Source organism: Pseudoduganella sp., from assembly GCF_041914865.1.
In the GTDB taxonomy this organism is placed as follows: Bacteria; Pseudomonadota; Gammaproteobacteria; order Burkholderiales; family Burkholderiaceae_D; genus Rugamonas.
In genome coordinates this window covers 61,287-86,194 of the sequence record NZ_JAYSCO010000014.1, presented here as the reverse complement: position 1 = coordinate 86,194, position 24,908 = coordinate 61,287, and the positions used below count along the sequence as shown (strand labels likewise).

Sequence of the window (24,908 nt, the reverse complement as noted above, 5' to 3'; positions counted from 1 at the left end):
CCTGCCAGCCGTCCTCGCCTTCAGCGCCCTGGCCGCCCACGCCGCCCCGCCGGCCGAGCAGCTGCTGACGCCGAAGAACCACACCCTGGTACTGATCGACCACCAGCCGCAGATGGCCTTCGCCACCCGCTCCATCGACGTGGCAGAACTGCGCAACAATGTGACCGGCCTGGCCAAGGCAGCCAAGGTGTTCAAGGTGCCGACCATCCTGACCACGGTCGCCGCCAAATCGTTCAGCGGCCCGATCTTCCCTGAACTGCAGGCCGTGTTCCCCGAGCAGGCGCCGATCGACCGCACCACCATGAACACCTGGGAAGACCAGCGCGTGGTCGACGCGGTGCAGAAGAACGGCCACAAGAAAGTGGTAATGGCGGCGCTGTGGACTGAAGTGTGCCTGGTGCAGCCGGTGCTGTCGGCCATCGACCAGGGCTACCAGGTATACATCGTGACCGACGCTTCAGGCGGCGTGACCAAGGAAGCGCACGACATGGCCGTGCAGCGCATGGTGCAGGCCGGCGCCCGCCCGGTGACCTGGCTGCAGTACATGCTGGAACTGCAGCGCGACTGGGCCCGTGGCGAGACCTACGCGCCGGTGACCAAGATCGCCGCTGAACACGGCGGCGGCTACGGCCTGGGCATCGTGTATGCCAAGGAGATGTTCAACGCCAAGGAAGGCCAGAAGTAATCATGCGCCTGGCCCGCGCCCTGCTGGCAGCCTGCGGGCTGCTGGCTTCCGCCGCGGCCCCGGCGCAGCAACCGGGCCGCGCGGTCTACGAATCGGTCTGCAGCGCCTGCCACGCCGTCGAGAATGTGATGGTGAGCGCGCCCAAGCTGGGGGCGCGCAAGGATTGGCAGCAGCGCCTGCAGCGCGCCGGCGGCCTGGATGGCCTGGTGCGCAACGCGGCCAACGGGGTGGGCGCCATGCCCGCCCGCGGCGGCCGCGACGACCTGGACGAAGCACAGCTCAAGGCCGCGATCCGCTACATGATGCAGGCGGATTGACCCGGCTCCATTCGCACCAGCCGCCGTCGTACACGCTGATGCGCTCCCACTCCATCAACCAGGCGTAGAAAAACGCCAGCGAAGCCCGCCAGCCGGTGCCGCAGTAAAACGCGGTGCGCTGGCCGGGCTCGATTCCCGCCTGGCGCCACAGGGCGCTGATTTCCGCCGGCGGTTTCATGGTGCCGTCCGCATGCTGGTACTCGCTCATGCTGTGCACGTCGCCGTCCTTGCCGGCGCGGCCCCAGCGGGCGCCTGGAATATCGCCGCGCGCTTCAATGTAGCTGTAACCCGAGGTGGCGCCCACATGTTCCTGCCAGGTACGGATGCTGACCAGGGCGCCGTCCGCCTGCTGCAGCAGTTCGCGCGCCTGGGCGGTGTCGATCAGGAAGTCCGGCCGCGCCGGGAAAGCCGCGCCAAAGGCGTCCGCCGGCGGCACCGGCGCCGGCATGCCCTGCTGCAGCGCATGGCCGGCGCGCAGCCAGGCATCCAGACCGCCATCGAGCAGGCGCACGTCGGCCACGCCGGCATACAGCATCAGATGGGCGGCGCGGGCGGCGGCCAGAGAACCGCGGCCGTACAGGATGACGGTGGTGTCGTGGCGGATGCCGTGTTCCAGCAGCAGTGCCAGCAAGGCCTCGTCGGAGACCTTGTTCCACAGCGGCTGCCGCTCCAGCCGGTTGGTGTCGATATAGCCGGCGCCGGGAATGTGGCCGGCCTGGTAGGCGGCCAGGCTGTCGCAGCCTACTTCGAACAGGCGCCAGGTCCCGGCCGGTGCTGCCTGCACAGGCGCGCCGTCGAGCAGGCGTGCCAGCCAGGCAGGCGATGGCAACTGGCGCCAGCGCGCCAGGTCGGGACGGAAATGCATTTATTACAACTCAACTTAATTACCAGCCGGCAGTTTAGCAGCTTCCGGTTTGGCCTCTGGCTTTGCTTCCGGCTTTACTTCCGGCTTTGCTTCCGGCTTTGCATCCGGCTTTTCCGCCGGATGCAGCACCACCTGCACGTAGTTATTGAAGTCGAAGTAGCGCTTGGCGGCGGCCTGCACGTCCGCCACGGTCAGGCTGGCAATCAGTTCGCCCTGGCGCAGGATGCGCTTGGGATCGGTGTTGTACATGTGGGCCGCCTGCAGCTGGCCCGCCCACCAGCCGTTCTCGCGGATGGCGCGGCGGTAATTGCTGCTCCAGTTCTCCTTGATCTTGGCCAGGTCGGCCTCCTCCGGCCCGCTCTGCTGCAGCTTGCGCACTTCGGCGAAGGTGATCTCGATCGCCTTGTCGACATTTTCCGGCGCCGTCGGCAGGCCGAGGTTGATGGTGTAGCTGGGATACGGATGGCGCGCCAGGCCGCCCTGGATGCTGGAGGTGTACACCAGGCCATGCTTCTCGCGCAGCGCCTCCGTCATCTTGATCTGCATGATCTCGACCAGGGCGCGCAGACGCATCTGCTCGACCTCGCTGAAAGCCGCGTCGCCGGTAAACGCAATATTCACCTGGCTCTTTTGCTCGCGGCCGCGCCGCACTTCCTTTTTGACCACGCCGCGCACCGGACGCACGCCGCGGTCCTTGTAGGCGTTGGCGATCGGGTGCGCCGGCAGGCCGCCCAGGTAGGTCGCCAGCAAAGGCTTGAAGCGCGCCAGGTCGAAGCTGCCCACGATGAAGAAGGTCATGCCGTAGGCGCTGGACATGCGCTCCTTATGCAGCGCCATCACGCGGTCCAGGCGGATGCCGTCGAATTCCTCCGGCCGCGGCGTCAGCGCCACGCGCGGGTGGTTGCCGAACAGGGTGGTGCGCATGGTGTCGTTCAGCACCGCCTCCGGCCGCGCCTGGGCATTGCGCGCCTGCTCCTGCTGCTTGTCGATAAAGATGTCGAACAGCGCCTGGTCGCGGCGCGGCGCCGTCATCTGCAGGTAGACCAGCTGCAGCATGGCCTCCAGGTCGCTGCCGGTGGACGTGCCGCCGAATCCCTCGTTGATACCGCCCAGCACATAGGCCGAACCGACGCTGCGGCCGGCCAGCATCTTCTGCAGCTCGAACGGTGCATAATCCTTGACGCCCATGGCCGCCAGGATGCCGCTCGCATAGCGCGCATTGATGATGTCGCCCTCCTCGGCCAGGGACGCACCGCCAAAGCGGGTCGCCGTCATCACCACCTGGTCGTTCTTGAAATCGGTCGGCTTCAGCACAACCCGCACGCCGTTCGACAGCAGCAGCTCCGTGGTGCCCAGCACCTTGTCGCTGGTTTCCTTGACGATGCGGCCACCTTTGGGCGGCTGCGCCATCAGGCTGCTGTCCAGGGCTTTCTCCTCGCGCGCCGCCACGGTGGCCTTCTCCGCCGCCTCCACGGCCGCCAGCATCTGCGGCGCCTGCGGCACCACGGTGCCCGACTTGTCGTTGCCCATGAAAATGACCAGCTTCTTCTGCCCGACCGGAATCGCGCTGCGCACCTGGGCGTTGACTTCCTCCAGCGTCACGCCTGGCAGCAGGTCCCGGTAATAGCCGTATTCCGCGTCGATGCCGGGCATCGCTTCGCCATCCAGGAAATGGCGCTGGATCTCGGCCACATGCACGCTGGAATCGGTCTTGTCGCGTTCATTGTGCAGGTTTTCCATGAAGCGCATCATGTTCTTCTTGGCGCGTTCCAGTTCCGCCGCGCTGAAGCCCAGCTGGCGCGCGCGCTCGCCCTCCTCCACCACCGCGCGGATCGCCGGCAGGGTGCCGGCCTTGCCCACCACGGCGCTGGAAACGAAGGCGCGGTAGCCGTGCACCGCCTTGGCCATGGTGCTGGAGCCTTGCAGGAACGGCGGGTTAGGCTGCTGCGTCAGTTCCGCGATGCGCTGGCTCAGCATGGCGGCCGACAGCTGCTCCACCATCTTGCTGCGGTACTCGCCCACGGTGCGCGCCTCCTCGCGCTTCAGGAACGGATAGCGGATCGCCACCACATTCGACGGCGACTCGCGGTCGGTCACCACCAGCGCCTCCGATTCGGTGCGCTCGGGAATGGTGGCGTAGGTGCGCGGACGCGGGTTGGCCGGGTTCACCAGCTTCGAGAAATGGCTGACCACCAGGCGCTCGGCCTGCTGCGGATCGATATCGCCGACCACGATCACCGCCATCAGGTCCGGCCGGTACCAGTCCTTGTAGAAACGGCGGATCGCCTCCGGCTTGAAGGACTTCAGCACTTCCGCCTTGCCGATCGGCAGGCGGCGCGCATACAGCGAACCGTTGAAGATCTTCGGCAGCAGCACCTTGTTCATGCGGTCGGTCGCGCCCTTGCCCAGGCGCAGTTCTTCCAGCACGATACCGCGCTCGCTCTCGATATCGGCATCGTTGAACGTCACGCCCTGGGCCCAATCCTCCAGCACCAGCAAGCCCTTGTCCAGGTTCTCCGGCTTATCCAGCGGCAGCGGCAGCATGTACACCGTCTCGTCGAAGCTGGTGTAGGCGTTCAGGTCGGCGCCAAACTTCACGCCCACCGACTGCAGCCAGGACACCAGTTCATGGCGCTTGAAATTGGTCGAGCCGTTGAAGGCCATATGCTCGGTGAAGTGGGCCAGGCCGAGCTGATCCTCGTCCTCCAGCACCGAACCGGCGCGCACCACCAGGCGCAGCTCCACCCGTTTTTCCGGGCGGCGGTTCTGCTGGATATAGTAAGTCAGGCCATTCGGCAGCTTGCCCACCTTGACCTGTGGGCCGATCGGCAAAGCAGCGGAGAGTTCGGGCGCCGCGCCAGCCACGAAAGAGCAGCACAGCAAAGTGGCTGCCAGGAGCAGTTTTAGTAGTTTCATAACAGTGTACGATACACCATTGCCCTTCCTTAGTGCTAGTATCGCGCCTATGAACGCCCACCGCTCCGCAATCGCATGGCTGGCAAGCTGGTGGCGGCTGCTGCAGTTTGCCGCCCTGCTGCTCACGCGCGCCATGGCGCCTTCCAGCTACCGGCGCGACAACCGGCGCATGCTGTCCGAACAGATCGTCATTGCCACCACCGTCAACCTGGCCTGGTTCAGCGTGCTGTGCGCGCTGATCAGCCTCGTCATCATCCGCATCGTGGTCGTCACCTCCGCCAGCTACGGCCTGTCGCGCTACGCGCTGGAGATGGTGGTGCGCGTGCTGGTGCTGGAGCTGGTGCCGCTCACCGCAGCCCTGTTCGTGGCCCTGCGCACCACGCTGCCGGCCGGCGTCGAATTCGCCCAGCAAAGGCTGGCCGGCAAGGCGCCCGACGCGCGCGCCGCCCTGCGCACCCAGTTCTACCCGCGCGCCGCCGCCGGCGTGTTCGCCGTGTGGATGCTGGCCGCCGTCAGCTGCGCCGTCACGCTGGTGCTGGCCTACCTGGTGATGTACGGCTTCACGCCCTGGGCCCTGCCCGGCTACACGCGCGTGGTGGGCCAGATCTTCAACCCCGCCGTCTGCCTGATCCTGGTGTTGAAAGTGGTATTTTTCAGCCTGGCGGTCGCCGTGATCCCGCTCGCCTCCTCCTATTACAGCGGGGCCGCCAATCCGGTTCTCAGGCGCATGGGCGCCGCGCACGGGCTGGCCGACATGGTACGCATGTTCTCCGTGATCCTGGTGGTGGAAGCCGCTTCCCTGATGGGCAATTATTACTGACGATATGGACGAAACGAACAACACGCCGGAAGCCTCGCCGGCACCGATCCACAACGCCGAAGCCAAAGCCGTGGCCCTGCTGGTGCTGCTGGTGGCGCTGGTGCTGGGCGCCATCATGTACCTGATGTATGCGCGCGGCGCCTTCGAACCCACGCAGCGCCTGGTGCTGACGGCCGACGATTCGGAAGGCGTCAGCGTCGGCATGGACGTCACCTTCGCCGGCTTCCCGATCGGGCGCGTGCAGCGCATCGAACTGGCGCAGGACGGCAAGGCGCGCATCCTGGTCGACGTGCCGAAGAAGGACGCGCACTGGCTGCGCGCCTCCAGCATCTTCACGCTGGAAAAGAGTCTGGTCGGCGGCGCCAAGCTGCGCGCCTTCACCGGCATTCCGTCCGACCCGCCGCTGCCCGAAGGCGCCGAACGCGCGCTGCTGGTGGGCGACATGGCGGCCGAAATTCCGCGCCTGCTGCAGACCGCCAAAGACCTGCTGAACAACCTGGCCGCGCTCACCGCGGAGGATTCCGCCCTGGGCAGCAGCCTGCGCAACGTGCAAGGCGTCACCGAGAAGCTGAACGGCCCGGGCGGCGCCATCGGCGTGCTGGCCGGCGAGGACCAGAAAGCGCGCGAGCTGCTGCGCAACGCCAACTCGCTGGTGCTCAAAGCCGACAGCCTGGTCGGCAACGCCCACAAGCGCGTGTTCGGCGACAAAGGCATCGCCAGCGACACCCAGGCCGCGGTGCAGCAGCTGAACGCCCTGCTGGCCGACGCCCGCACCAGCCTGAAAAAACTCGACGCCGTGCTGGTGGAGGCGCAAGCGGTTGGCGCCAACACCCGCGCCGCCACCGAAGACCTGGGCGCGCTGCGCGCCGAAGTCGACGCCAACCTGCGCAAGGTCGAGCAGATGATCAATGAACTGAACCGCAAATGGCCGTTCAAACGCAACGAACCGGAGATCCGCCTGCCATGATGACCAAGCGCCTTACCGCCCCCGCGCTGGCCGGCTTGCTGGCCGCGCTGCTGGCCACGCTACTCGCCGCCTGCAGCAGCGGCCCGCGCGTGCCGGACTGGCAACTGAACGCCGCCAGCGCCACCGAACGCGCCACCTCCGCCTACCTGGAAGGCCGCAGCTCAGTCGCCGAGCATGAATTCGGCATCGCCCGCAAACAGGTCGGCAGCACCGGCCAGCCCGCGCAAGCCATCCGCGTCGAGCTGCTGCGCTGCGCCGTGCAGGTGGCCGCGCTGGCCTACGACGGCTGCGGCGAGTTCACCACCCTGCAAGTCGATGCCAGCCCGGCCGACCTGGCCTATGCCCGCTACCTGGCCGGCAATGCCAGCGCTGCCGACGCCGGCCTGCTGCCGGAACCGCAGCGCCAGGTCGCGGCCAGCACCGACGACCGCGCCGCCGCGGCCGCCGCAGCCGCCATCCCCGATCCCTTATCGCGCCTGGTCGCCGCCGGCGCCCTGCTGCGCGCCAACCGCGCCACGCCCGAGCTGCTGACGACGGCCATCAACACCGCCTCCGGCCAGGGCTGGCGCCGCGCCCTGCTGGCATGGATGCAGATCCAGCTGCAGCGCGCGGAACAAGCCGGCGACAAGGTTGAAGCGGAGCGCATCCGCCGCCGCATCGCCCTCGCCACGCGCTGACGCCGCTCAGCCGGCGGCTTTGGCGGCCGCTTCGCGCAGCTTGTCTTTCTTGCTCTTGCGTTTGCCCTTGATGCCGCCGGTGCCGTCATGGGCGCCGGCCGGCAAGGCGGGCGCGGTGGTGGTGGGTTCGAAACCGGGCAGGCGTTCGCGCGGCACGCGCACGTTCTGGCGCTTTTCGATCAGGCGGAAATGCTGCTCGGCGTCCGGCGTGATGAAGCTGACGGCGAGGCCGGCGGCGCCGGCGCGGCCGGTGCGGCCGATGCGGTGGGTATAGTCGGCCGGGGAGCGCGGCAGGTCGTAGTTGACCACCACCGGCAACTGGGCGATGTCGATGCCGCGTGCGGCGACGTCGGTGGCGACCAGTACTTTCAGTTTGCCTTCGCGGAAGTCGGTCAGCACCGAGGTGCGGGCGCCCTGGCTGAAGTCGCCGTGGAAGGCTTCCGCCGCCACGCCGCCGCGCCGCAGCTTGTCGGCCACGTGCTCGGAGGCGTATTTGGTGGCGACAAACACCAGCACCTGGCGCCAGCCCTGCTCCTTCAGCAGGATGCGCAGCAGCGAGGTGCGCTGCGCCTGGTCCACTTCAATCGCGCGCTGCGTGATGTCGGGCGCATGCTCGGCCACGTGTCCGGTGGCGACCCGCACCGGCTCGTGCAGCAGCTTGCCGGCGAGGGCCTGCACCGCCGGCGGGAAGGTGGCCGAGAAAAACAGGTTCTGGCGCCGCGCCGGCAGCAGCGCGACGATGCGCGCCAGTTCGTCGGCGAAGCCCATGTCGAGCAGCTTGTCGGCCTCGTCCAGCACCAGCATCGAGGTACCGTCCAGCTTCAGGGCGTTGTGTTCGACCAGGTCGAGCAGGCGGCCGGGCGTGGCCACCATGATGTCGGTGCCGCCGCGTAGCGCCATCATCTGCGGGTTGATCGAGACGCCGCCGAAGGCCACCGAAACCTTGACCGGCGCCGGCAGGTGCGACGCCAGCCCGCGCAGCACCTCGCCCACCTGGGCCGCCAGCTCGCGCGTCGGCGCCAGCACCAGGGCGTGCAGCTTGCGCGGGCCGTTGCCGCCGGCGCCGCGCGCGGCCAGCAGGCCATGCAGCAGCGGCAGCGCGAAGGCGGCTGTCTTGCCGGAGCCGGTCTGCGCCTGCCCCAGCACGTCGGCGCCGCGCAGGGCGGGCGGGATGGCGGCGGACTGGATGGCGGTCGGCGTGCTGTAGCCGGTCTCGGTAATGGCGTTGAGCAGTTGGGGCGCGAGGCCCAGGCTGGAGAAATTCATGGCGTGCTTCATGTGGACAAGCTGCCAGTATACCTTGCGCCGGGTTTCATGCGACTATACGCGTCGCTATCAAACCACCAACCGCCGTAGAAGCATGATTAATTGGGACGCCCACCTCTGCCTGCCGCAACACCCGCAAGCCGATTTCGCACCGCTTGGCCAGCTGCATGCCTCCGGCGTGAATTACGTCTCGCTCACCGTGGGCGCGGACATGAATCCCGTGTCCCAGGTCATGTCCGTGATCGCCGGCTACCGCGCCACCATCGCCGCCAATCCGGGCCGCTATCGCCTGGTCTCCAACGTCGACGACATCGTCCAGGCCGCGGCGGACGGCGTGCTGGCCATTGGCTTCGACCTGGAGGGCTCCATGCCGCTGATGGACCAGCCCGAGATGGCGGCCCTGTATGCGCAGCTGGGCGTGCGCCAGATGCACTTCGCCTACAACCGCAACAACAGCGTGGCCGACGGCTGCCACGACACCGCGCGCGGCCTGACGCCGCTCGGCCAGCGCGTGCTGGAGGCGGTCAATGACGCCGGCATCATCGTCGACTGCTCGCATACCGGCCGCCTGTGCAGCCTGGAGATCATGGCGGCCTCGCGCAAGCCGGTGGTATTCAGCCACGCCAACCCGTTCGCCCTGGTGCCGCACGGGCGCAACGTGACCGATGAACAGATCCAGGCCTGCGCCGCGACCGGCGGCGTGGTGTGCATTTCCGGCCTGTCCTGGTTCCTTGGCAGCGAGCAGCCGGCGGCGGCCGATGTGGCGCGCCATGCGGCCTATGTGGCGGACCTGGTGGGCGTGGCCCACGTCGGCATCGGCCTGGACCTGTGCATCAGCCAGAAGGAGCTGGACGACACGCCGCCGGGCGACTTCAATCCATCCTGGTGGTGGCCGGAAGCGGCCGGCTACCGCGCCGGCCGCGCGCCCTCCTTCGTGCCGCTGGAAGCGTGGAAGGCGCTGCCGCTCGAGCTGCGCAAGCTGGGCATGGCGCCCAATGAAATCGAGCAGGTCCTGGGCCGCAATATGCTGCGGGTGGCGCGCGCCACCTGGCAGTAACTACATGCCGACGTCGCCGTAAGGCCCGGCCAGCACCACCACATAGCCTTCCGGGTCGCGCAGCCAAAGCTCCCGGTGCTGGGCATTGCTGTTTTCCTTCGGTCCTTCCAGCACGGTGGCGCCGGCAGCGGCGGCACGCTCCACCGCGTCGTCGAAATCGTCGGTCCAGAACCAGAGCAAGGCGCCATTGCCGTAGGGGCGCTGCGCCGGATCGCCGATATGGGGATGATGGTGGGCGTCCCAGCGGTGCAGCTGCAGCACCATGCGCCCGTCGTGCAGCAATTGCTCGTATTCGCTGCCGCCATGGCCGCTTTTCAGGCCCAGGGTTTTCTGGTACCAGCGGCTGGCCGCTTCAACGTTGCTGACAGCGATCAAAGGTTGCGCTTGCATGTGACCCTCCCGTTTTGCGCCAAGGAGGGACAGCATACCATTGCACGGCACCCCACACGAACTCGGGCACGATAAAGAGCCAGACCAGCGGCAGGCTGCCCTGCCCCATGGCCAGGACCCAGGCGAACCAGCTGCTGAACAGGAAGCGTGCGGCGCCATCGTATGTGGCGAATTGTGGCTGCGGGTCGCGCAGGCGCAGCCAGGACCACACCACCACGATACTGCCCAGCAGCCCGGCAAACAGCATGTGCATGGCGCCGAACAGCGGCAATGACGCGCCGCCCAGCGCCTGGTTGAGCGCGGAGAGATGGCCATGGGCGATGGCGAAGGTCCACGGGGTGGCGAAAGGAGCCGTCAGCAGCAGGTCGTAGGCGGCGCTGGCCCGCACAAGTTTTGTCGTATTCATGCCCCGCAGCTTAAACCTTGGAGTACACTCCATGGTCAAGCACTTTTTGGGAGATGGCATGCAAATCGGCGAACTGGCCGAAGCGACCGGCATCAGCCGCGACACGCTGCGCTATTACGAGAAGCGCGGCCTGCTGCAGGCGCGGCGCGGTGGCAACGGTTACCGCGACTACGCACCGGAGGCGGTGGAGTGGCTGCGCTACATCCGCACCGCGCAAGCGCTCGGCTTCACGCTGCAGGAGATCGAGGCCGACCTGCCGCTGCTGGCGGCCAATGTGGCCGGCGAGCCGACAGCCGCCGCGCTGCGCGCCGTGCTGCAAGCCAAACTGGGCGAAATCGACCGCCGCATCGACGGCCTGCAGGCCCTGCGCGCGGCGCTGGCGCTCCGCCTGCAGGCGCCAATGGCCGACTGCCCGCTGCGGCCGGACGCGACGCCGGCCCAACCTTAACCTCAACCACCGCAGCCCGCTTATGCCATCCAACTATTTCCGCCGATTCGCCGCCATTCTCGCCATCGCCCTGCTGCCGTTCGCGGCGCGCGCCGCCGCCCTGCCCAAGCCCAGCGTCGGCACGCTGGAGCGCATCGAGCTGCGCTCGGCGTACGTTGACAGCCGCCCGGTCGAAGTCTGGCTACCCGACGGCTACGCCGCGCAGGCCAAGGCCGGCCAGCGCTTCCAGGTGCTGTACATGCATGACGGCCAGATGCTGTTCGACGCCGGCACCACCTGGAACAAGCAGGCCTGGCATGTGGACGTGGCGCTGGACCGCCTGGTGCGCGAGGGCAAGGTGCCGCCCACCATCGTGGTGGCGGTCTGGAACAACGGCAAATACCGTGCCGCCGAATACATGCCGCAGAAGTTCCTGGAGCGCATGCCGGCCGCGCCGCGCGAGCAGCTGGTCAAGGAGCGCCTGGAAGGCCGACCCCAGGCCGACAATTACCTGCGCTTCCTGGTGGAGGAGTTGAAGCCGCTGATCGACCGTCGCTATGCCACCCGCAGCGAGGCGGCCGCCACCTTCATCATGGGTTCCAGCATGGGCGGCCTGATCTCGGTGTACGCCTTCAATGAATACCCGCAGGTGTTCGGCGGCGCGGCCGGCCTGTCCACCCACTGGGTCGGCATCTTCCAGCCCAATGCCAGCATTCCGCTGGCCGCCTTCAACTACCTGCAGGACAAGCTGCCCGCGCCGGCCACGCGCCGCCTCTACCTGGACCGCGGCACCGAGCAGCTGGAGGCGCTGTATGCCCCGGCCCAGGCCTTTGTCGACCAGATCGTGCGCGAACGCGGCTACACCGACGCCCACTACCTGAGCCGCGTATTCGAAGGCACGGACCATAGCGAGAAGGCGTGGTCGGAACGGCTTGCCATTCCGCTCCAGTTCCTGCTCGGCAAACGCTAACGCGCCATGGCCAGCGCCACCTTCCGCTTCGATCCGGCGCTGCACGACTTCCTGCCGCGCGCGCGGCGCGGGGTGGCGTTCACGGTGCAATGCGCACGCGCCGCCACCACCAAGCATATGATCGAAGCGCTCGGCGTGCCGCATACCGAGGTGGGCACGGTGCTGGTCAACGGCGCACCGGCCGGGCTGGCGCACCTGCTGCGCGATGGCGACCGCGTCGAAGTCCTGCCCCCGCCCGCAGGATGCGCGGCAGCACAGGCGCCGCGCTTTGTCGCCGACGCCCACCTGGGCGGCCTCGCGCGCCTGCTGCGCATGGCGGGCTTCGACACGCTGTACGACAACAATATCGACGACCCGACCGTGGCCACCCTGTCGGCCGACGAAGGCCGCATTGCGCTCACCCGCGACCGCGACCTGCTCAAGCGGCGCGGCATCACCCAAGGCTGCTATGTGCGCGCGCTGAAGCCCGCCCTGCAGTTCGCCGAAATCTTCCAGCGCCTCGACCTGGCGCCCAGCGCCCGCCCGTTTACCCTGTGCCTGGCCTGCAATGCGCCGCTGCGGCCGGTAGCGAAGGCCGCCATCGCCGGGCGCCTGCCGCCCTCCGTGCGGGCGGCGCACGACGAATTCCTGACCTGCGATGTGTGCCGGGGCGTGTTCTGGCGCGGCTCGCACTGGCGGCGCATGGCGGCGCTGCTGGCCAGCCAGGGCATACAGGCCGGCTAGCGGCCGCAATCAAGACTGCGCGGTTCGCTCGGCGTCAAAGCGAGCCGCCGCCCGCCCACTTCGATGTCGCGCAGGCGCGGCGCCACCAGTGTGTAGTCGCCTGCGCGCAGGCGCTCCTGCCAGGCCTTGCAGCCGGCCAGCTGGATATGCACGGGCGTGCGCGCCACCATCACCCAGGCGCCATCGCGCTCCTCCAGCACCCCGTCGCCATCGCGCACCGTCTCGCCCACCAGCAGCACTTCATCCTTGCCGTCGCCGTCGAAATCCATCAGGAAGGCATCGCAGCGGCTGCCGGCATGGCGCAGGCAGGCGGGGACCTGGACGGCGCCCTGGGCCTGCCAGTCCTGCTGCAGCAGGCTGGCCGGCAGCTGTGCGCCTTGCGGCCAGGGCCGCAGGTTGGCGCCGGCATCGACCACCGCCGTGCGCCCCAGCGGATCTTCGTACTTCATCTTGAGCGCCGCCGCCGCGTGCCGCCGCACGTCGGCCGCCTGCGGGCCGGATCCTTGCGCCGCCAACCCTTGCAAAGCCTGCATGCCGTAGCGCGCGCCGTGGAAGCGCAGGAAGCCGTAATCGAATTGCGCCGCCGGTATAGCGCCACGCGCCAGCCGCGCCAGTTGGTCGGCAACGGCAATGCGCGCCGGATCGGCCACCGGCGTAAACATGGCCAACGCCAGCGCCAGCATCACAAAGGCGGCGGCCAGGTTCACATAGCGCAAGCCGTCCAGCCACGGCACGCCGCGCCGCACCGCGGCCCAGGCATAGCCGCCGGCATAGAACAGGGCTGCCGCCAGGCAGGCGGCGGCGATCACACGGTCCGTGGTCCAGCCGTAATCGCCGACCCGCAGGCCGAGCGCATATACCCCGAGCAGCGCGAGCGGCAGCAACAGCAGGCAGGCCGCGCGCGCCGCCAGCCGCACGCTGCGCGCCAGCCCACTGCCAGCATCGCCGGCCTGGTAGGCGGCGTTCACCAGCACCACCAGCACCGCGCAGGCGGCCAGCAGCACAGCGGTGGCGTGGCGCGTCTGCCACAGCACCTGCAGGCCGGTGAACGGCAGCGCCGCCAGGAAGCCGCCCACCAGCAGCACGGCAATCGGCACGATCCACGCCATCAGCACCAGCAGCAGGCTGCGCACGCCGCGCACAATGGCCGGCCGCACATCTGTGGTGTGCATGGCGCTGGAGAAGGCCAGGCACACCAGCGGCACCGCAAACCACGACTGGCGCAGCAGCTCCTCCACAAAATTCAGCTTGAGCAGGTCGAACAGCGAATCGCCCAGCCACATCACCAGCCACACGGCCAGCACGAACATGGCGGAAAACAGCAACTGGATGGCCAGCTTCCAGGCGCTGTCGAAGCAGGTGGCGTAACGCACCAGGCGCCGTCCATCGTGGGCCACGGCCAGCACCAGGCTGTGGGCGATAAAGAAGAAGCCGACGCAGAACGGCAACACCAGGATCGAAGGATGTCGCAGCGGCGCCGGGTCCAGCGCGCTGCGCCAGGCATCGTGCAGGCCGACCACCGCCAGCACCAGGGCGGCGGCGCCCAGCCAGCGCGCCAGCGGGCGCCGCGCCAGGTGGCCCAGGCCGGAGATCAGCAGCACCGGCAGCACAATCGCGCCCAGCACCAGGGGGAAGAACAAGGCGGGCACGGTGGCAGGCCAGGCGCCCGCCTGCTGCCCGTGATAGAGGAAATACAGCACAGCGCCCTGCACCAGCCCCACCAGCAGCCGCAGCTGCCCCACGCGCCGCGTCACGGCGGCATCGCGCACCGGCGGCTCACTGGCCGGCAGCACTGTTTCTGGGGGCGTGGCGTCCATCCGGTGATCATATCTCGTTGTCAATTTTGCAGCAACGCCACTGTTGCGCGGTGTCGCTATATAATCAATAGCTCAACCAGCCGTAAGCGCCATGAATCCACACTTAGACAAGCTGCAGTCCTACCCGTTTGAAAAGCTGCGCCAGCTCTTTGCCGGCAGCGTCCCCAACCCGGCCTACAAGGCGATCAGCCTGGGCATGGGCGAGCCGAAACACCCTACCCCGGCCTTTATCCGCCAGGCGCTGGTGGACAACCTGGACGGCCTGGCCAGCTACCCGCTGACGGCCGGCTCGGAAGCGCTGCGCCATGCGATCGCCAGCTGGCTGGAGCGCCGCTACAACCTGCCGGCGCTGGACCGCGCCACCCAGGTTCTGCCGGTGAACGGTTCGCGCGAGGCGCTGTTCTCGTTCGCGCAGACGGTAATCGCGCCCGACACCGGCGCGCTGGTGATGTGCCCCAACCCGTTCTACCAGATTTACGAAGGCGCGGCTTTCCTGGCCGGCGCCGAGCCGTACTTCGTCAATTCCGACCCGGCACGCAATTTCGCGCCCGACTACGACAGCGTGCCGGAAGAAGTCTGGCAGCGCGTACGCCTGCTCTACCTGTGCTCCCCGGGCAACCCGACCGGCGCCGTGCTGACGCTGACCGACTGGGAGCACCTGTTCGCCCTGTCCGAGCGCTACGACTTCATCATCGCCGCCGACGAGTGCTACTCGGAGATCTACCACGGCGACGAGCCGCCGCTGGGCGCCATGCAGGCAGCCCACATGCTGGGCCTGACCGGCGAAGGCGAACCGTACGCGCGCCTGGTGGTGTTTTCCAGCCTGTCCAAGCGCTCCAACGTGCCGGGCATGCGCTCCGGCTTCGTGGCGGGCGACGCGCAAGTGCTGAAGAAGTTCCTGCTGTACCGCACCTACCACGGCAGCGCCATGGGCCCGCATGTGCAGGCCGCCTCTGTCGCCGCCTGGGACGACGAAACCCACGTCGAGGAAAACCGCGCGCAATACCGCGCCAAGTTCGCCGCCATCACGCCCCTTATCCAGGAAGTGCTGGACGTGCAAATGCCGGACGCCGGCTTCTACCTGTGGGCCGATGTGAGCCGCACCGGCCTGTCCGACACCGAATTCGCCCGCCGCCTGCACGCCGAGTACAATGTCACCGTGCTGCCAGGTAGCTACCTGGCGCGCGACGCCCACGGCGCCAACCCGGGCCGCAACCGCATCCGCATGGCGCTGGTTGCCGGCACCGAGGAAGGGCTGGAAGCGGCGCGCCGTATCGTCCAATTCTGCCAACAACTAGCTAAATCATGAGCATCCAGCAAATCATCGACACCGCGTGGGAAAACCGCGCCGAGATCAACCCGTCCAACGCCACCGCCGATGTGCGCGACGCCGTCAACCAGGTGCTGGCTGGCCTGGATAACGGTTCCCTGCGCGTCGCCCACAAGGAAAACGGCGCCTGGGTCGTCAACCAGTGGATCAAGAAGGCCGTGCTGCTGTCCTTCCGCCTGGAGAACAACGTGGTGCTGCCGTCCGACGGCACCATGCAGTTCTACGACAAGGTGCCGACCAAGTTCGCCAACTACAGCGCCGAAGATTTCGCCAAGGGCGGCTTCCGCGTGGTGCCGCCGGCTGTGGCGCGCCGCGGCTCCTTCATCGGCAAGAACGTGGTGCTGATGCCTTCCTACGTGAACATCGGCGCCTACGTCGACGAAGGCGCCATGGTCGACACCTGGGCCACCGTGGGTTCCTGCGCGCAGATCGGCAAGAACGTGCACCTGTCCGGCGGCGTCGGCATCGGCGGCGTGCTGGAACCGATGCAGGCCAACCCGACCATCATCGAAGACAACTGCTTCATCGGCGCCCGCTCCGAGATCGTGGAAGGCGTGATCGTGGAAGAGAACTCGGTGATTTCGATGGGCGTGTACATCGGCCAGTCGACCAAGATTTACGACCGCACCACCGGCGAGATCCACTACGGCCGCGTGCCGTCCGGTTCCGTGGTGGTCTCGGGCTCGCTGCCGTCGGACGACGGCAAGTACAGCCTGTACTGCGCCGTGATCGTCAAGCGCGTCGATGCACAGACCCGCGCCAAGACCGGCATCAACGAACTGCTGCGCGGCGTTTAACCCCGGTAAACCCGGGTCAGACCCAAGGGTCTGACCCGGCCCGCGGCCGCCGCGTCATACAGGGTCTGACCCTCGGGTCAGACCCGCCCTACCGGGTTAAAAAAGGAGATACCCAAAAAATGGCAATGGACCGCCTGTTCCAGCTGATGAAGGAAAAGAACGCCTCGGACATGTTTTTCGCCGTAGGCTCGCCGGTGCACCTGAAGATCAACGGCATCCTGATCCCCATCAACCAGCAAAAGCTCGAACCCGAGAACCTGCGCGGCCTGCTGGCCGAAGTCTGCTCGCCCGAGCAGCTGGAAGAACTGGACACGACCAATGAGCTGAACATGGGTATCTCCATGCCCAACCTGGGCCGCTTCCGCCTGTCGGCCTTCCGCCAGCGCGGCAGCATCTCCGCCGTATTCCGCTTCGTCCCGGCCAACATTCCGCCGCTGGGCGAACTGGGCCTGCCGCCCGTGCTGGCCGACCTGATCATGGAAAAGCGCGGCCTGGTGCTGCTGGTTGGCGCCACCGGCTCCGGCAAGTCCACCACCATCGCCTCCATGCTGGACCACCGCAACGAACTGCGCTCGGGCCACATCCTGACGCTGGAAGACCCGATCGAATACCTGTTCCGCAACAAGAAATCGATCGTCAACCAGCGCGAAATCGGCAGCGACGCCAAAGACTTCTACACCGCCCTGCGCAACTCCATGCGCCAGGCGCCGGACTGCATCCTGATCGGCGAGATCCGCGACCGCGAAACCATGGCCTCCGCCATGGCCTACGCGCAGTCGGGCCACCTGGTGCTGGCCACGCTGCACGCCAACAACTCGTACAACGCGCTGAACCGCATCATCTCCTTCTACCCGATCGAGAACCGCCCGGCGCTGCTGCAGGACTTGTCCTCCACCGTCAAGGCCATCGTCTCGCAGCGCCTGATCCGCTCCGCCGGCGGCGGCACCCGCACCCCGGCGGTCGAAGTCATGGTCAACACGCGCTACATCTCCGACCTGATCGAAAAAGGCGAAATCGGCGCCATCAAGGAAGCGCTGGAGAAATCCCTCTCCCCCGGCTCGCAATCGTTCGAACAGGCGCTGTACAAGCTGGTGATGGAAGGCACCATCACCAAGGACGAGGCACTGGCCAACGCCGACTCGGCCACCAACCTGCTGTGGCTCCTGAACCATGGCATGGACGCGCCGCCGCCGTCCGAAGAAGAGGAATTGAAAGCCGTCGGCGACACCTCCTTCACCGAGTTCACCCTGAACTCCTGATCTCCCGCAAGGCCGGCGCGGCCGCTCCGTAGTACAACAAGGCTTCGGCCTTGAACGGAGCGCGCCATGCCGGCTGACCAACTCGTCCTCATCTCCTCCTGGGCCTCGATCGCCTCGCTGGTCGTCGCCGTCATCTCCCTGCTGCTGGTACGCAGCATCAAAGCCAACATCATCCGCTTCCGGCGCAAGCAGCGCCTGAAGGAACTAGCCACAGCAATCAGTGGCTGTGCAGCCACCACACCACCGTCGGACGAACTCAACAGCATTTGTGATTCCTTGGGCAGGAACTTTCCAGTCCGGCCCTGGTCGAAGCTCACCAAACGGGGCCGCCTCGTGATCGCGCTCCATCAAAAGATCGAGCAACGTGACCTAAGGGGCATAAAAGAAGTCCTGAAAGACATTGACTCTTTCTCGGAGGACATATGAACAAATATCTGGACCTTGTAGAGGACATCCTGGAGCGAACCTACAAAGGCTCCCTGCATTGGCAACAAGTCGCCAACGATAAGCATGCTCAGCAAATCAGCGAACCCTGGAATGTGATACGGCAGTTTGAGGCAACCTTTCCCTTTAATGGCGAGCCGGCGACCCTGCTTTGCGTGGAGAAGCGGGTGTATATCTACGAATATCTCTTCCCACACGAGGACAGGATGTGCGAACTATTGATTCTTTCAGGCGGGGAAATCATAAAAACAGTAGGCGCGCCGTTTCTGCCTTGGTATTGGCTCAGCAAATTTGGCGACATCATCGCCAAGGTCTGCGAGGTGCCAGCTGTACCCAAGCTTGCGTGATGGAAACCAACGGTAGCTTACGCATCGCATTTGATGATGTATGATCAGAATTTCATCTCAACAAGAAATTCTGCCCCATGAGCACCGCCCTGCCCATCGCCAAAACCGCCGACCAAACCCTCGACATGCTTTCCAGCCTGGTCAACCGCCACGGCTGCATCACCGGCGCCACCGGCACCGGCAAGACGGTCACACTGCAGCGCATAGCGCATTCCCTGTCCGAGATCGGCGTGCCGGTCTTCATGGCCGACATCAAGGGCGACCTGTCCGGCATGGCCAAGCCCGGCGTGCTGGGCGAGAAAATGGCCAAGCGCCTGGAAGCGCTCAAGCTGGAAGCGCCGCAATGGGCCGGCTGCCCGGTCACCTTCTGGGACGTGTTCGGCGAACAGGGCCACCCGGTGCGCGCCACCATTTCCGACCTGGGCCCCACCCTGCTGGCGCGCATGCTGAACCTGAACGATACGCAGGAAGGCGTGCTGCAGCTGGTATTCAAGATCGCCGATGACAACGGCCTGCTGCTGCTCGACACCAAAGACCTGCGCGCCATGCTGCAGCATGTGGGCGACAACGCGGCCGACTACAAGACCAGCTACGGCAACGTCAGCGCCGCCAGCATCGGCGCCATCCAGCGCGGCCTGCTGGCCATTGAGGAGCAAGGCGGCGAACAGTTCTTCGGCGAGCCGATGCTCAATATCGACGACCTGCTGCAGACCGACGCGGCAGGCAAAGGCGTGGTCAATATCCTGGCCGCCGACAAGCTGATGAACGCGCCGCGCATCTACGCCGTGTTCCTGCTATGGATGCTTTCCGAGCTGTTCGAAAACCTGCCGGAAGTGGGCGACCTGGATAAGCCGAAACTCGTGTTCTTCTTCGACGAAGCCCACCTGCTGTTTGCCGAGGCGCCGAAAGCCCTGCTGCAGAAGATCGAGCAAGTGGTACGCCTGATCCGCTCCAAAGGCGTGGGCGTGTTCTTCATCACCCAGAACCCGCTCGACATCCCAGAAACCGTGCTGGGCCAGCTGGGCAACCGCGTGCAGCACGCGCTGCGCGCCTACACCCCGCGCGACCAGAAGGCCGTGAAGTCCGCCGCCGAAACCTTCCGCCCCAATCCCGCCATCGACGTGGCGCAGGTGATTACGGAGCTGGGCGTGGGCGAGGCGCTGGTGTCCTTCCTCGATGAAAAAGGCACGCCGCAGATCGTGCAGCGCGCCTTCGTGCTGCCGCCCGCCTCGCAACTGGGCCCGATCTCGCCCGCCGAGCGCCAGGCCGCGCGCAGCACTTCGGTGGTGGCAGGCGTGTACGAACAAGCGGTCGACCGCGAATCGGCCTACGAAAAGCTGACCGGCCGCGTCGCCAGCGGCAATGGCGGCGGCCGCTCCGGCGGCGCCCGCGCCGGCGCCGGCGACGACAGCTACGACCCGGCGCCGAGCGGCCGCGCCCCGGCCGGCCGCGCTCCGGCGCCGGCCGAAGCCCCCGCCGACAGCGGCGGCTCCCTCTTCGGCGACGTGCTGGGCGGCCTGTTCGGCGGCAGCAGCAAACGCGATACCGCCGTGCAGGCGATGGTGAAGTCCGCCGCCCGCAGCATCGGTTCCCAGGTCGGCCGCGAAATCATCCGCGGCGTGCTCGGTTCCATCCTGAAAAAGCGTTGATCTCCATGCGCACTGTGCTGGCGGCTGGCGCCGCGCTGCTGATTGCGGCAACGATCACCTGGGAGTATTTCAACGGCGGCGTAGTCAGCCACCACCTGCTGGCGCGCGACGACCTGCCCGCCGTCTCCAACTGGTGGGGCCTGCTGACACTGCCCGCCCTGGCCTGGTTCCTGGGTGGCCGCATGGAGCGCCGCCGCGGCGCCGCACCGCGCACGCTGCTGGCCGGCTTTGCGCTGGCCCTGCTGTTCGGCGTTGTGCTGTCGGCCTTCTTCCGCAGCAGTTGGCCCGAAGTGCCGGGATATATGGTGATGGCGCTGCCGCTGATCGCGCTGGCCTACCCCATCTATCGCGCCGAATGCGTGCTGGGTTTTGTCGCCGGCATGTGTTTCGTGTTCGGCCCGATCCTGCCGATAATCGCGGCCTGCGTCTTCGCCGCCGCCGGCGCACTGTTCTACCACTTGCCGCGCATCTGCATCGCCTTCGCCATGCGCTCCCGGAAAGCCGCATGAGCGCCCTCCCCGGCGTCACCTGGGACCGCCCGCAGCCCTTCATCCTGCCGGTTGCGCCGCAGGCAGCCGATATCGACGGCCTGGACCACACCAACAACGCCGTCTATGTGCGCTGGTGCGAGGAAGCCGGCTGGGCGCATTCAAATGCGCTTGGGCTGACGCTGGCCGACTACAAGCGCCTCGATCGCGGCATGGCGATCCGCCGCAGCGAATTCGATTACATCTACGCGACCAATGCGGGTGAGGAGCTGTTGCTGGGGACGTGGCTGCTGCCGGGGGATAGCGCGTTGTCGATGCAGCGCTGCTTCCAGCTGGTGCGCCAGCGCGACAACGCGACGGTGCTGCGCGCGCGCTGGGACCTGGTGTGTATTGAACTGTCGAGCGGGCGGCCGAAACGCCTGCCGCCCGAGTTTGCGGAGATTTACCTGCCCGCCTTCAGCCGGGGCTGAAAGCGCTTAAATCAGTGCATGGTCCATGTCGTGCATCAGGTGGCTGCGCTGGCCGACCAGTTGCACCAGGTCGTCCGGCATCGATTCAACCATCTTGGAGAGGATCGTACCCGATGCCGTGGTGCCGGCCGCGTTCGCGGTGGTGGCGGTGGCCGCGCTGGTGGCAGTGGCCAGCGTTGCATTGGCGGTCAGCGCGATGCTGCGGTCCGTGAACTGCAGCACCTCGATATTGCTCAGCAAATCCACACCTTCCAGGCCCGATACCTGCCAGCTGCTGGTGCCGGTGCGCACCACGCTGAAGGCCGTGCTGGCGCCGTTGAAGACCGCGATATCGGTGCCGGCGCCGCCATTCAGCACGTCGTTGCCAAGGCCGCCTTCCAGCTTGTCGTTGGCGGCAGTCCCGGTCAGGGTGTTGGCCGCGCTGGTTCCGGCGAAGTAGCGGCCGCCCGTGGTCGAATTCACGCCCAGTGCGCCGGCCAGGCCGTCGCCGCCGTACAGCCATTTCAGTGCGGCCACATCGAACTCGCTGAAGGTGGAGTGGAAGCCGCCGGCATGGGTGTAGGACATCAGCGTGAAGTTGGTATTGTCCTGCGCCGTCGGCAGCTTGGTCGTGCCCTCGAAGGAGTGCTTCAGGCCCAGCATGTGGCCGATTTCATGCAGCAGCGTCTCGTAACCCTGGGTGCCCTTGGCCAGGTTGGCGTTCTTGCTGGCCCATTCCGCGTTGTCCAGGTAGACATAGGACTGCGCCGCGAACTTGGTCACGGTGCCATCGCTCATATAGGAGTAGCTGTATTTCGAGCTGGCCAGGCCGGTGGTGTTGCTGCCGCTGATATTGGCGTTGGCGAAGTGCACCTGCGCCGCGCTGCCATTGCTGGTTTCCACGAAGTTAATGCCGGTCAGCTTGGCGGCATAGGCCATGGCTTCGCGCGTTGCCGCCTGCTGCGCCACCGAGAACGCCTTGGGCGCGCTCAGGATCGCGCTGTTGCCCGTCTCCACGCCGCTGGTAACGGAGAAGGTGTAGTACAGGGTGTTGCCGCCGGAAGTCTGGTAATTCCAGTTGGGCAGGTTGCCCAGCAGGGAGTCGATGTAATTCAGGCCGGACGGCGTGGTGCTGCGGACTTGGGTAACGGTTGCCATGGCTCACTCACGAAGCTTGTAGAACGAAAGCCCAGTATTCCGCGATTGTTTCCATGCGTCAACAGAAATTCAACTGTGCGAAGGTCAGTGTGCACTCCGGGTTGAAATGGCAATTGCCAGGAAAGCACCGCCGCTGCGGGATATAATGTCGTCCTTCGGCCGCCAGGCCTCCCCCGCACAACAATATTTACTGAATGATTACTCTCTACGGCATCCCCAACTGCGACACCGTCAAGAAAGCCCGCGTGTGGCTGGCGGACCAGCAGCACGACTTCACCTTCCACGACTTCAAGAAACAGGGCCTGGACGAAGCCACCGTGCGCACCTGGCTGAAAACCCTGGATTGGGAAGTGCTGGTCAATAAAAAAGGCACCACCTGGCGCGCCCTGCCCGACGAGCGCAAAGCCGCCGTCACCAGCGCCGATGCCGCCGTGGCCCTGATGCTGGAAAACCCGTCCGTGATCAAGCGCCCGGTGCTGGTCGGCGCCGGCCCGCAAGCGCACGTCGGCTTCAACGCTGCCATGTACCAGGAAATCTTCGCAGCATGAGCGCTTCCCGTACCCTCGACCTGACCGAGAAGCTGCTCGGGCGCGAGTCCGTCACGCCGGACGATAAAGGCTGCCAGGACCACCTGAAGTCCTGGCTCGAGCCGCTTGGCTTCCGCTGCGAGACCATCATCTCCGGCGAAGTGACCAACCTGTGGGCGCGCAAGGGCACCGAGAACCCGGTGCTGGTGTTTGCCGGCCATACCGACGTGGTGCCGACCGGCCCGCTGGAAAAATGGTCGTCCGAGCCCTTCTACCCGACCCACCGCGACGGCAAGCTGTATGGCCGTGGCGCGGCCGATATGAAAACCTCGATCGCCGCCATGGTGGTGGCGTGCGAGGAATTCCTGGCCGCGCATCCGGACCATAAGGGTTCGATCGCCTTCCTCATCACCTCCGACGAGGAAGGCCCGGCGGTGGACGGCACGGTGAAGGTGGTGGAGAAGCTGCGCGAGCGCGGCGAAACCATCGACTACTGCATCGTCGGCGAACCGACCTCGGACCAGACCCTGGGCGACATGATCAAGAATGGCCGCCGCGGTTCGCTGTCCGGCATCCTGACCATCAAGGGCGTGCAGGGCCATATCGCCTACCCGCAGCTGGCGAAGAACCCGATCCACCTGGCCGCGCGGGCGCTGGCCGACCTGGTCGCGGAAGTGTGGGACCACGGCAATGAGTACTACCTGCCGACCTCCTGGCAAATGTCGAACATCAAGGCCGGCACCGGCGCCAACAACGTGATCCCGGGCGAGCTGCATATCGACTTCAATTTCCGCTTCTCGACCGCCTCCACGCACGAAGGTCTGCGCGAGCGCGTGCACGCCATCCTCGACAAGCACGGCCTGGACTACCACATCGACTGGACCCTGTCCGGCCAGCCCTTCCTGACCCCGCGCGGCACGCTGTCCGATGCGCTGTGCCGCGCCATCAAGGAAGAAACCGGCGTCGAGACCGAACTGTCCACCACCGGCGGCACCTCCGACGGGCGCTTCATCGCCCAGATCTGCCCCCAGGTGATAGAATTTGGCCCCCCGAATGCCAGCATCCACAAGATCGACGAGCACATCGAAGTGCGTTTCATCGATCCGCTGAAGAACATTTACCGCCGCACCCTGGAAAACCTCCTGGCCTGAGAAGAACACTATGGATACCACCCTGTACACGACCCCGCGCGACCTGATCCGCCACGCCGTCACCCGTTTCAACAAGGCCAAGCTGTTCTTCGGCCATGGCAGCGCCGAGGCTTACGACGAAGCGGCCTACCTGACCCTGCACACCCTGGCCCTGCCGCTGGACCGCCTGGAGCCGTTCATGGACGCGCGCCTGCAGCCGGAGGAAGTGGCCGAAGTGCTGGCTGTGATCGACCGCCGCGCCAACGAGCGCGTGCCGGCCGCCTACATTACCAATGAGGCCTGGCTGGGCACCTACAACTTCTACGTGGACGAGCGCACCATCGTGCCGCGCTCCTTCATCGCGGAACTGATCCCGAACTACTTCGCGCCGTGGGTGAACGAGCCGGAGGGCGTGTCCAACATCCTGGAACTGTGCACCGGTTCCGGCTGCCTGGCGATCATGATGGCCGACGCCTTCCCGGAGGCGGAAGTCGATGCAGTCGATATTTCCGGCGACGCGCTGGAAGTGGCGCGCAAGAACGTCGACACGTACAAGCTGAATGAGCGCGTGAACCTGATCCAGTCGGACCTGTACGCCAATGTCCCGGCGGGCAAGAAGTACGACCTGATCATCACCAACCCGCCGTACGTGAATTCGTCGTCGATGGCCAAGCTGCCGCAGGAATACCTGCATGAGCCGCAGATCGCGCTGGACGGCGGCGCCGACGGCATGGACCTGGTGCGCAAGATCATCGAGGGCGCGGCTGAGCGCTTGACCGATGACGGCCTGCTGATCGTGGAGATCGGTAACGAGAAGGAGTTTGCGGAAGCGGCCTTCGGCCACCTGGGCCTGACCTGGCTGACCACCAGCCAGGGCGATGATATGGTGTTCCTGCTCACTGCTGACCAACTGAAAATCTAAACCCGGGAAACCTGGGTCAGACCCAAGGGTCTGACCCAACCTGTGCCACGGCAAACACGGGGTCTGACCCTTGGGTCTGACCCTGGTTTACCGGGTCAAAACGAA

Annotated in this window: 27 protein-coding genes; 20 read left to right on the top strand and 7 right to left on the bottom strand. The window is 66.4% G+C overall.

What is annotated here, in order from left to right; all coding sequences use genetic code 11:
• Positions 1-28: 28 nt before the first annotated feature.
• Complete coding sequence (locus tag ACE3TQ_RS09425; protein WP_374581868.1) at positions 29-685, top strand: hydrolase; 657 nt, start codon at positions 29-31, stop codon at positions 683-685.
• Positions 686-687: 2 nt separating this feature from the next.
• Positions 688-1,002, top strand: a complete 315-nt coding sequence (locus tag ACE3TQ_RS09420) for a cytochrome c5 family protein (protein WP_374581853.1) — start codon at positions 688-690, stop codon at positions 1,000-1,002.
• Here ACE3TQ_RS09420 and ACE3TQ_RS09415 read toward each other — a convergent pair.
• Both ACE3TQ_RS09415 and ACE3TQ_RS09410 read right to left on the bottom strand, forming a co-directional pair.
• Entirely contained in the window at positions 965-1,867 is a 903-nt protein-coding gene (locus ACE3TQ_RS09415; RefSeq protein WP_374581852.1) for a sulfurtransferase, read from the bottom strand. The two genes, ACE3TQ_RS09420 and ACE3TQ_RS09415, sit on opposite strands and share 38 nt — an antisense overlap.
• 15 nt (positions 1,868-1,882) lie before the next feature.
• The gene (locus ACE3TQ_RS09410) at positions 1,883-4,783 is read right to left on the bottom strand and encodes an insulinase family protein (protein WP_374581851.1); all 2,901 of its coding nucleotides are present in this window, start codon (positions 4,781-4,783) and stop codon (positions 1,883-1,885) included.
• Positions 4,784-4,832: 49 nt separating this feature from the next.
• Here ACE3TQ_RS09410 and ACE3TQ_RS09405 point away from each other — a divergent pair, with 49 nt between their 5' ends.
• Genes ACE3TQ_RS09405 through ACE3TQ_RS09395 form a run of 3 tightly spaced genes read left to right on the top strand, consistent with a single transcriptional unit; the run spans position 4,833 to position 7,247 of the window.
• On the top strand, positions 4,833-5,603 hold the full coding sequence (locus ACE3TQ_RS09405) for an ABC transporter permease (RefSeq protein WP_374581850.1): 771 nt from the start codon (positions 4,833-4,835) through the stop codon (positions 5,601-5,603).
• A gap of 4 nt (positions 5,604-5,607) precedes the next feature.
• Positions 5,608-6,570, top strand: a complete 963-nt coding sequence (locus ACE3TQ_RS09400) for an MlaD family protein (RefSeq protein ID WP_374581849.1) — start codon at positions 5,608-5,610, stop codon at positions 6,568-6,570.
• Positions 6,567-7,247, top strand: coding sequence for a hypothetical protein (locus ACE3TQ_RS09395; protein WP_374581848.1), 681 nt, complete (start codon positions 6,567-6,569; stop codon positions 7,245-7,247). Before ACE3TQ_RS09400 ends, ACE3TQ_RS09395 begins: the two co-directional genes overlap by 4 nt.
• Before the next feature lie 6 nt (positions 7,248-7,253).
• Here ACE3TQ_RS09395 and ACE3TQ_RS09390 read toward each other — a convergent pair whose 3' ends face one another.
• The gene (locus tag ACE3TQ_RS09390) at positions 7,254-8,513 is read right to left on the bottom strand and encodes a DEAD/DEAH box helicase (RefSeq protein WP_374581847.1); all 1,260 of its coding nucleotides are present in this window, start codon (positions 8,511-8,513) and stop codon (positions 7,254-7,256) included.
• Positions 8,514-8,607: 94 nt separating this feature from the next.
• Here ACE3TQ_RS09390 and ACE3TQ_RS09385 point away from each other — a divergent pair, with 94 nt between their 5' ends.
• Complete coding sequence (locus ACE3TQ_RS09385; protein WP_374581846.1) at positions 8,608-9,570, top strand: dipeptidase; 963 nt, start codon at positions 8,608-8,610, stop codon at positions 9,568-9,570.
• On the opposite strand, the gene ACE3TQ_RS09380 is transcribed toward ACE3TQ_RS09385, so the two are convergent.
• Entirely contained in the window at positions 9,571-9,960 is a 390-nt protein-coding gene (locus ACE3TQ_RS09380) for a VOC family protein (protein WP_374581844.1), read from the bottom strand.
• Positions 9,923-10,366: a hypothetical protein gene (locus ACE3TQ_RS09375; RefSeq protein WP_374581843.1), complete on the bottom strand. Its 444-nt coding sequence runs from the start codon at positions 10,364-10,366 to the stop codon at positions 9,923-9,925. The genes ACE3TQ_RS09380 and ACE3TQ_RS09375 overlap by 38 nt, the downstream gene beginning before the upstream one ends.
• 58 nt (positions 10,367-10,424) lie before the next feature.
• On the opposite strand from ACE3TQ_RS09375, the gene ACE3TQ_RS09370 reads away from it, so the two are divergent.
• The 3 genes from ACE3TQ_RS09370 to ACE3TQ_RS09360 are packed head-to-tail and all read left to right on the top strand — an operon-like array spanning position 10,425 to position 12,486.
• Entirely contained in the window at positions 10,425-10,814 is a 390-nt protein-coding gene (locus tag ACE3TQ_RS09370) for a MerR family transcriptional regulator (RefSeq protein ID WP_374581842.1), read from the top strand.
• Between the two features lie 22 nt (positions 10,815-10,836).
• Complete coding sequence (locus tag ACE3TQ_RS09365; RefSeq protein WP_374581841.1) at positions 10,837-11,763, top strand: alpha/beta hydrolase; 927 nt, start codon at positions 10,837-10,839, stop codon at positions 11,761-11,763.
• A gap of 6 nt (positions 11,764-11,769) precedes the next feature.
• A complete protein-coding gene (locus tag ACE3TQ_RS09360) occupies positions 11,770-12,486 on the top strand; it encodes a Mut7-C RNAse domain-containing protein (protein ID WP_374581840.1) in 717 nt (238 codons plus the stop codon).
• Here ACE3TQ_RS09360 and ACE3TQ_RS09355 read toward each other — a convergent pair.
• On the bottom strand, positions 12,483-14,303 hold the full coding sequence (locus ACE3TQ_RS09355) for a DUF4153 domain-containing protein (protein ID WP_374581838.1): 1,821 nt from the start codon (positions 14,301-14,303) through the stop codon (positions 12,483-12,485). The genes ACE3TQ_RS09360 and ACE3TQ_RS09355 overlap by 4 nt on opposite strands.
• Positions 14,304-14,394: 91 nt before the next feature.
• Between ACE3TQ_RS09355 and dapC the strand changes: the two genes are divergently transcribed.
• From dapC to ACE3TQ_RS09315, 8 genes are all read left to right on the top strand, one after another.
• Positions 14,395-15,612 (top strand): succinyldiaminopimelate transaminase, encoded by a 1,218-nt coding sequence (gene dapC / locus ACE3TQ_RS09350; protein ID WP_374581837.1) that lies wholly within the window; start codon positions 14,395-14,397, stop codon positions 15,610-15,612.
• Complete coding sequence (gene dapD, locus ACE3TQ_RS09345; protein WP_374581836.1) at positions 15,609-16,430, top strand: 2,3,4,5-tetrahydropyridine-2,6-dicarboxylate N-succinyltransferase; 822 nt, start codon at positions 15,609-15,611, stop codon at positions 16,428-16,430. The genes dapC and dapD overlap by 4 nt, the downstream gene beginning before the upstream one ends.
• Positions 16,431-16,549: 119 nt before the next feature.
• The gene (locus ACE3TQ_RS09340) at positions 16,550-17,689 is read left to right on the top strand and encodes a PilT/PilU family type 4a pilus ATPase (protein ID WP_374581835.1); all 1,140 of its coding nucleotides are present in this window, start codon (positions 16,550-16,552) and stop codon (positions 17,687-17,689) included.
• Positions 17,690-17,755: 66 nt separating this feature from the next.
• Positions 17,756-18,115, top strand: coding sequence for a hypothetical protein (locus ACE3TQ_RS09335; RefSeq protein WP_374581834.1), 360 nt, complete (start codon positions 17,756-17,758; stop codon positions 18,113-18,115).
• Positions 18,112-18,480 (top strand): hypothetical protein, encoded by a 369-nt coding sequence (locus tag ACE3TQ_RS09330; protein WP_374581833.1) that lies wholly within the window; start codon positions 18,112-18,114, stop codon positions 18,478-18,480. Before ACE3TQ_RS09335 ends, ACE3TQ_RS09330 begins: the two co-directional genes overlap by 4 nt.
• A 77-nt stretch (positions 18,481-18,557) precedes the next feature.
• On the top strand, positions 18,558-20,129 hold the full coding sequence (locus ACE3TQ_RS09325; RefSeq protein WP_374581832.1) for a helicase HerA-like C-terminal domain-containing protein: 1,572 nt from the start codon (positions 18,558-18,560) through the stop codon (positions 20,127-20,129).
• Between the two features lie 5 nt (positions 20,130-20,134).
• Positions 20,135-20,638, top strand: coding sequence for a hypothetical protein (locus tag ACE3TQ_RS09320; RefSeq protein WP_374581831.1), 504 nt, complete (start codon positions 20,135-20,137; stop codon positions 20,636-20,638).
• Positions 20,635-21,087: an acyl-CoA thioesterase gene (locus tag ACE3TQ_RS09315; protein WP_374581830.1), complete on the top strand. Its 453-nt coding sequence runs from the start codon at positions 20,635-20,637 to the stop codon at positions 21,085-21,087. Before ACE3TQ_RS09320 ends, ACE3TQ_RS09315 begins: the two co-directional genes overlap by 4 nt.
• Positions 21,088-21,093: 6 nt before the next feature.
• Here ACE3TQ_RS09315 and ACE3TQ_RS09310 read toward each other — a convergent pair whose 3' ends face one another.
• Positions 21,094-22,224 carry a M10 family metallopeptidase gene (locus ACE3TQ_RS09310; RefSeq protein WP_374581829.1) on the bottom strand — a complete coding sequence of 377 codons (1,131 nt, stop codon included), beginning with the start codon at positions 22,222-22,224 and terminating at the stop codon, positions 21,094-21,096.
• A 194-nt stretch (positions 22,225-22,418) separates the two neighbouring features.
• On the opposite strand from ACE3TQ_RS09310, the gene ACE3TQ_RS09305 reads away from it, so the two are divergent.
• From ACE3TQ_RS09305 to prmB, 3 genes are read left to right on the top strand one after another with little or no spacing between them, the layout of a single operon-like run.
• Positions 22,419-22,772 carry an ArsC family reductase gene (locus ACE3TQ_RS09305; protein ID WP_374581828.1) on the top strand — a complete coding sequence of 118 codons (354 nt, stop codon included), beginning with the start codon at positions 22,419-22,421 and terminating at the stop codon, positions 22,770-22,772.
• Positions 22,769-23,902, top strand: coding sequence for a succinyl-diaminopimelate desuccinylase (gene dapE, locus ACE3TQ_RS09300; protein ID WP_374581827.1), 1,134 nt, complete (start codon positions 22,769-22,771; stop codon positions 23,900-23,902). Before ACE3TQ_RS09305 ends, dapE begins: the two co-directional genes overlap by 4 nt.
• 10 nt (positions 23,903-23,912) lie before the next feature.
• Positions 23,913-24,803 (top strand): 50S ribosomal protein L3 N(5)-glutamine methyltransferase, encoded by an 891-nt coding sequence (gene prmB, locus ACE3TQ_RS09295; RefSeq protein WP_374581826.1) that lies wholly within the window; start codon positions 23,913-23,915, stop codon positions 24,801-24,803.
• Positions 24,804-24,908: the final 105 nt, after the last annotated feature.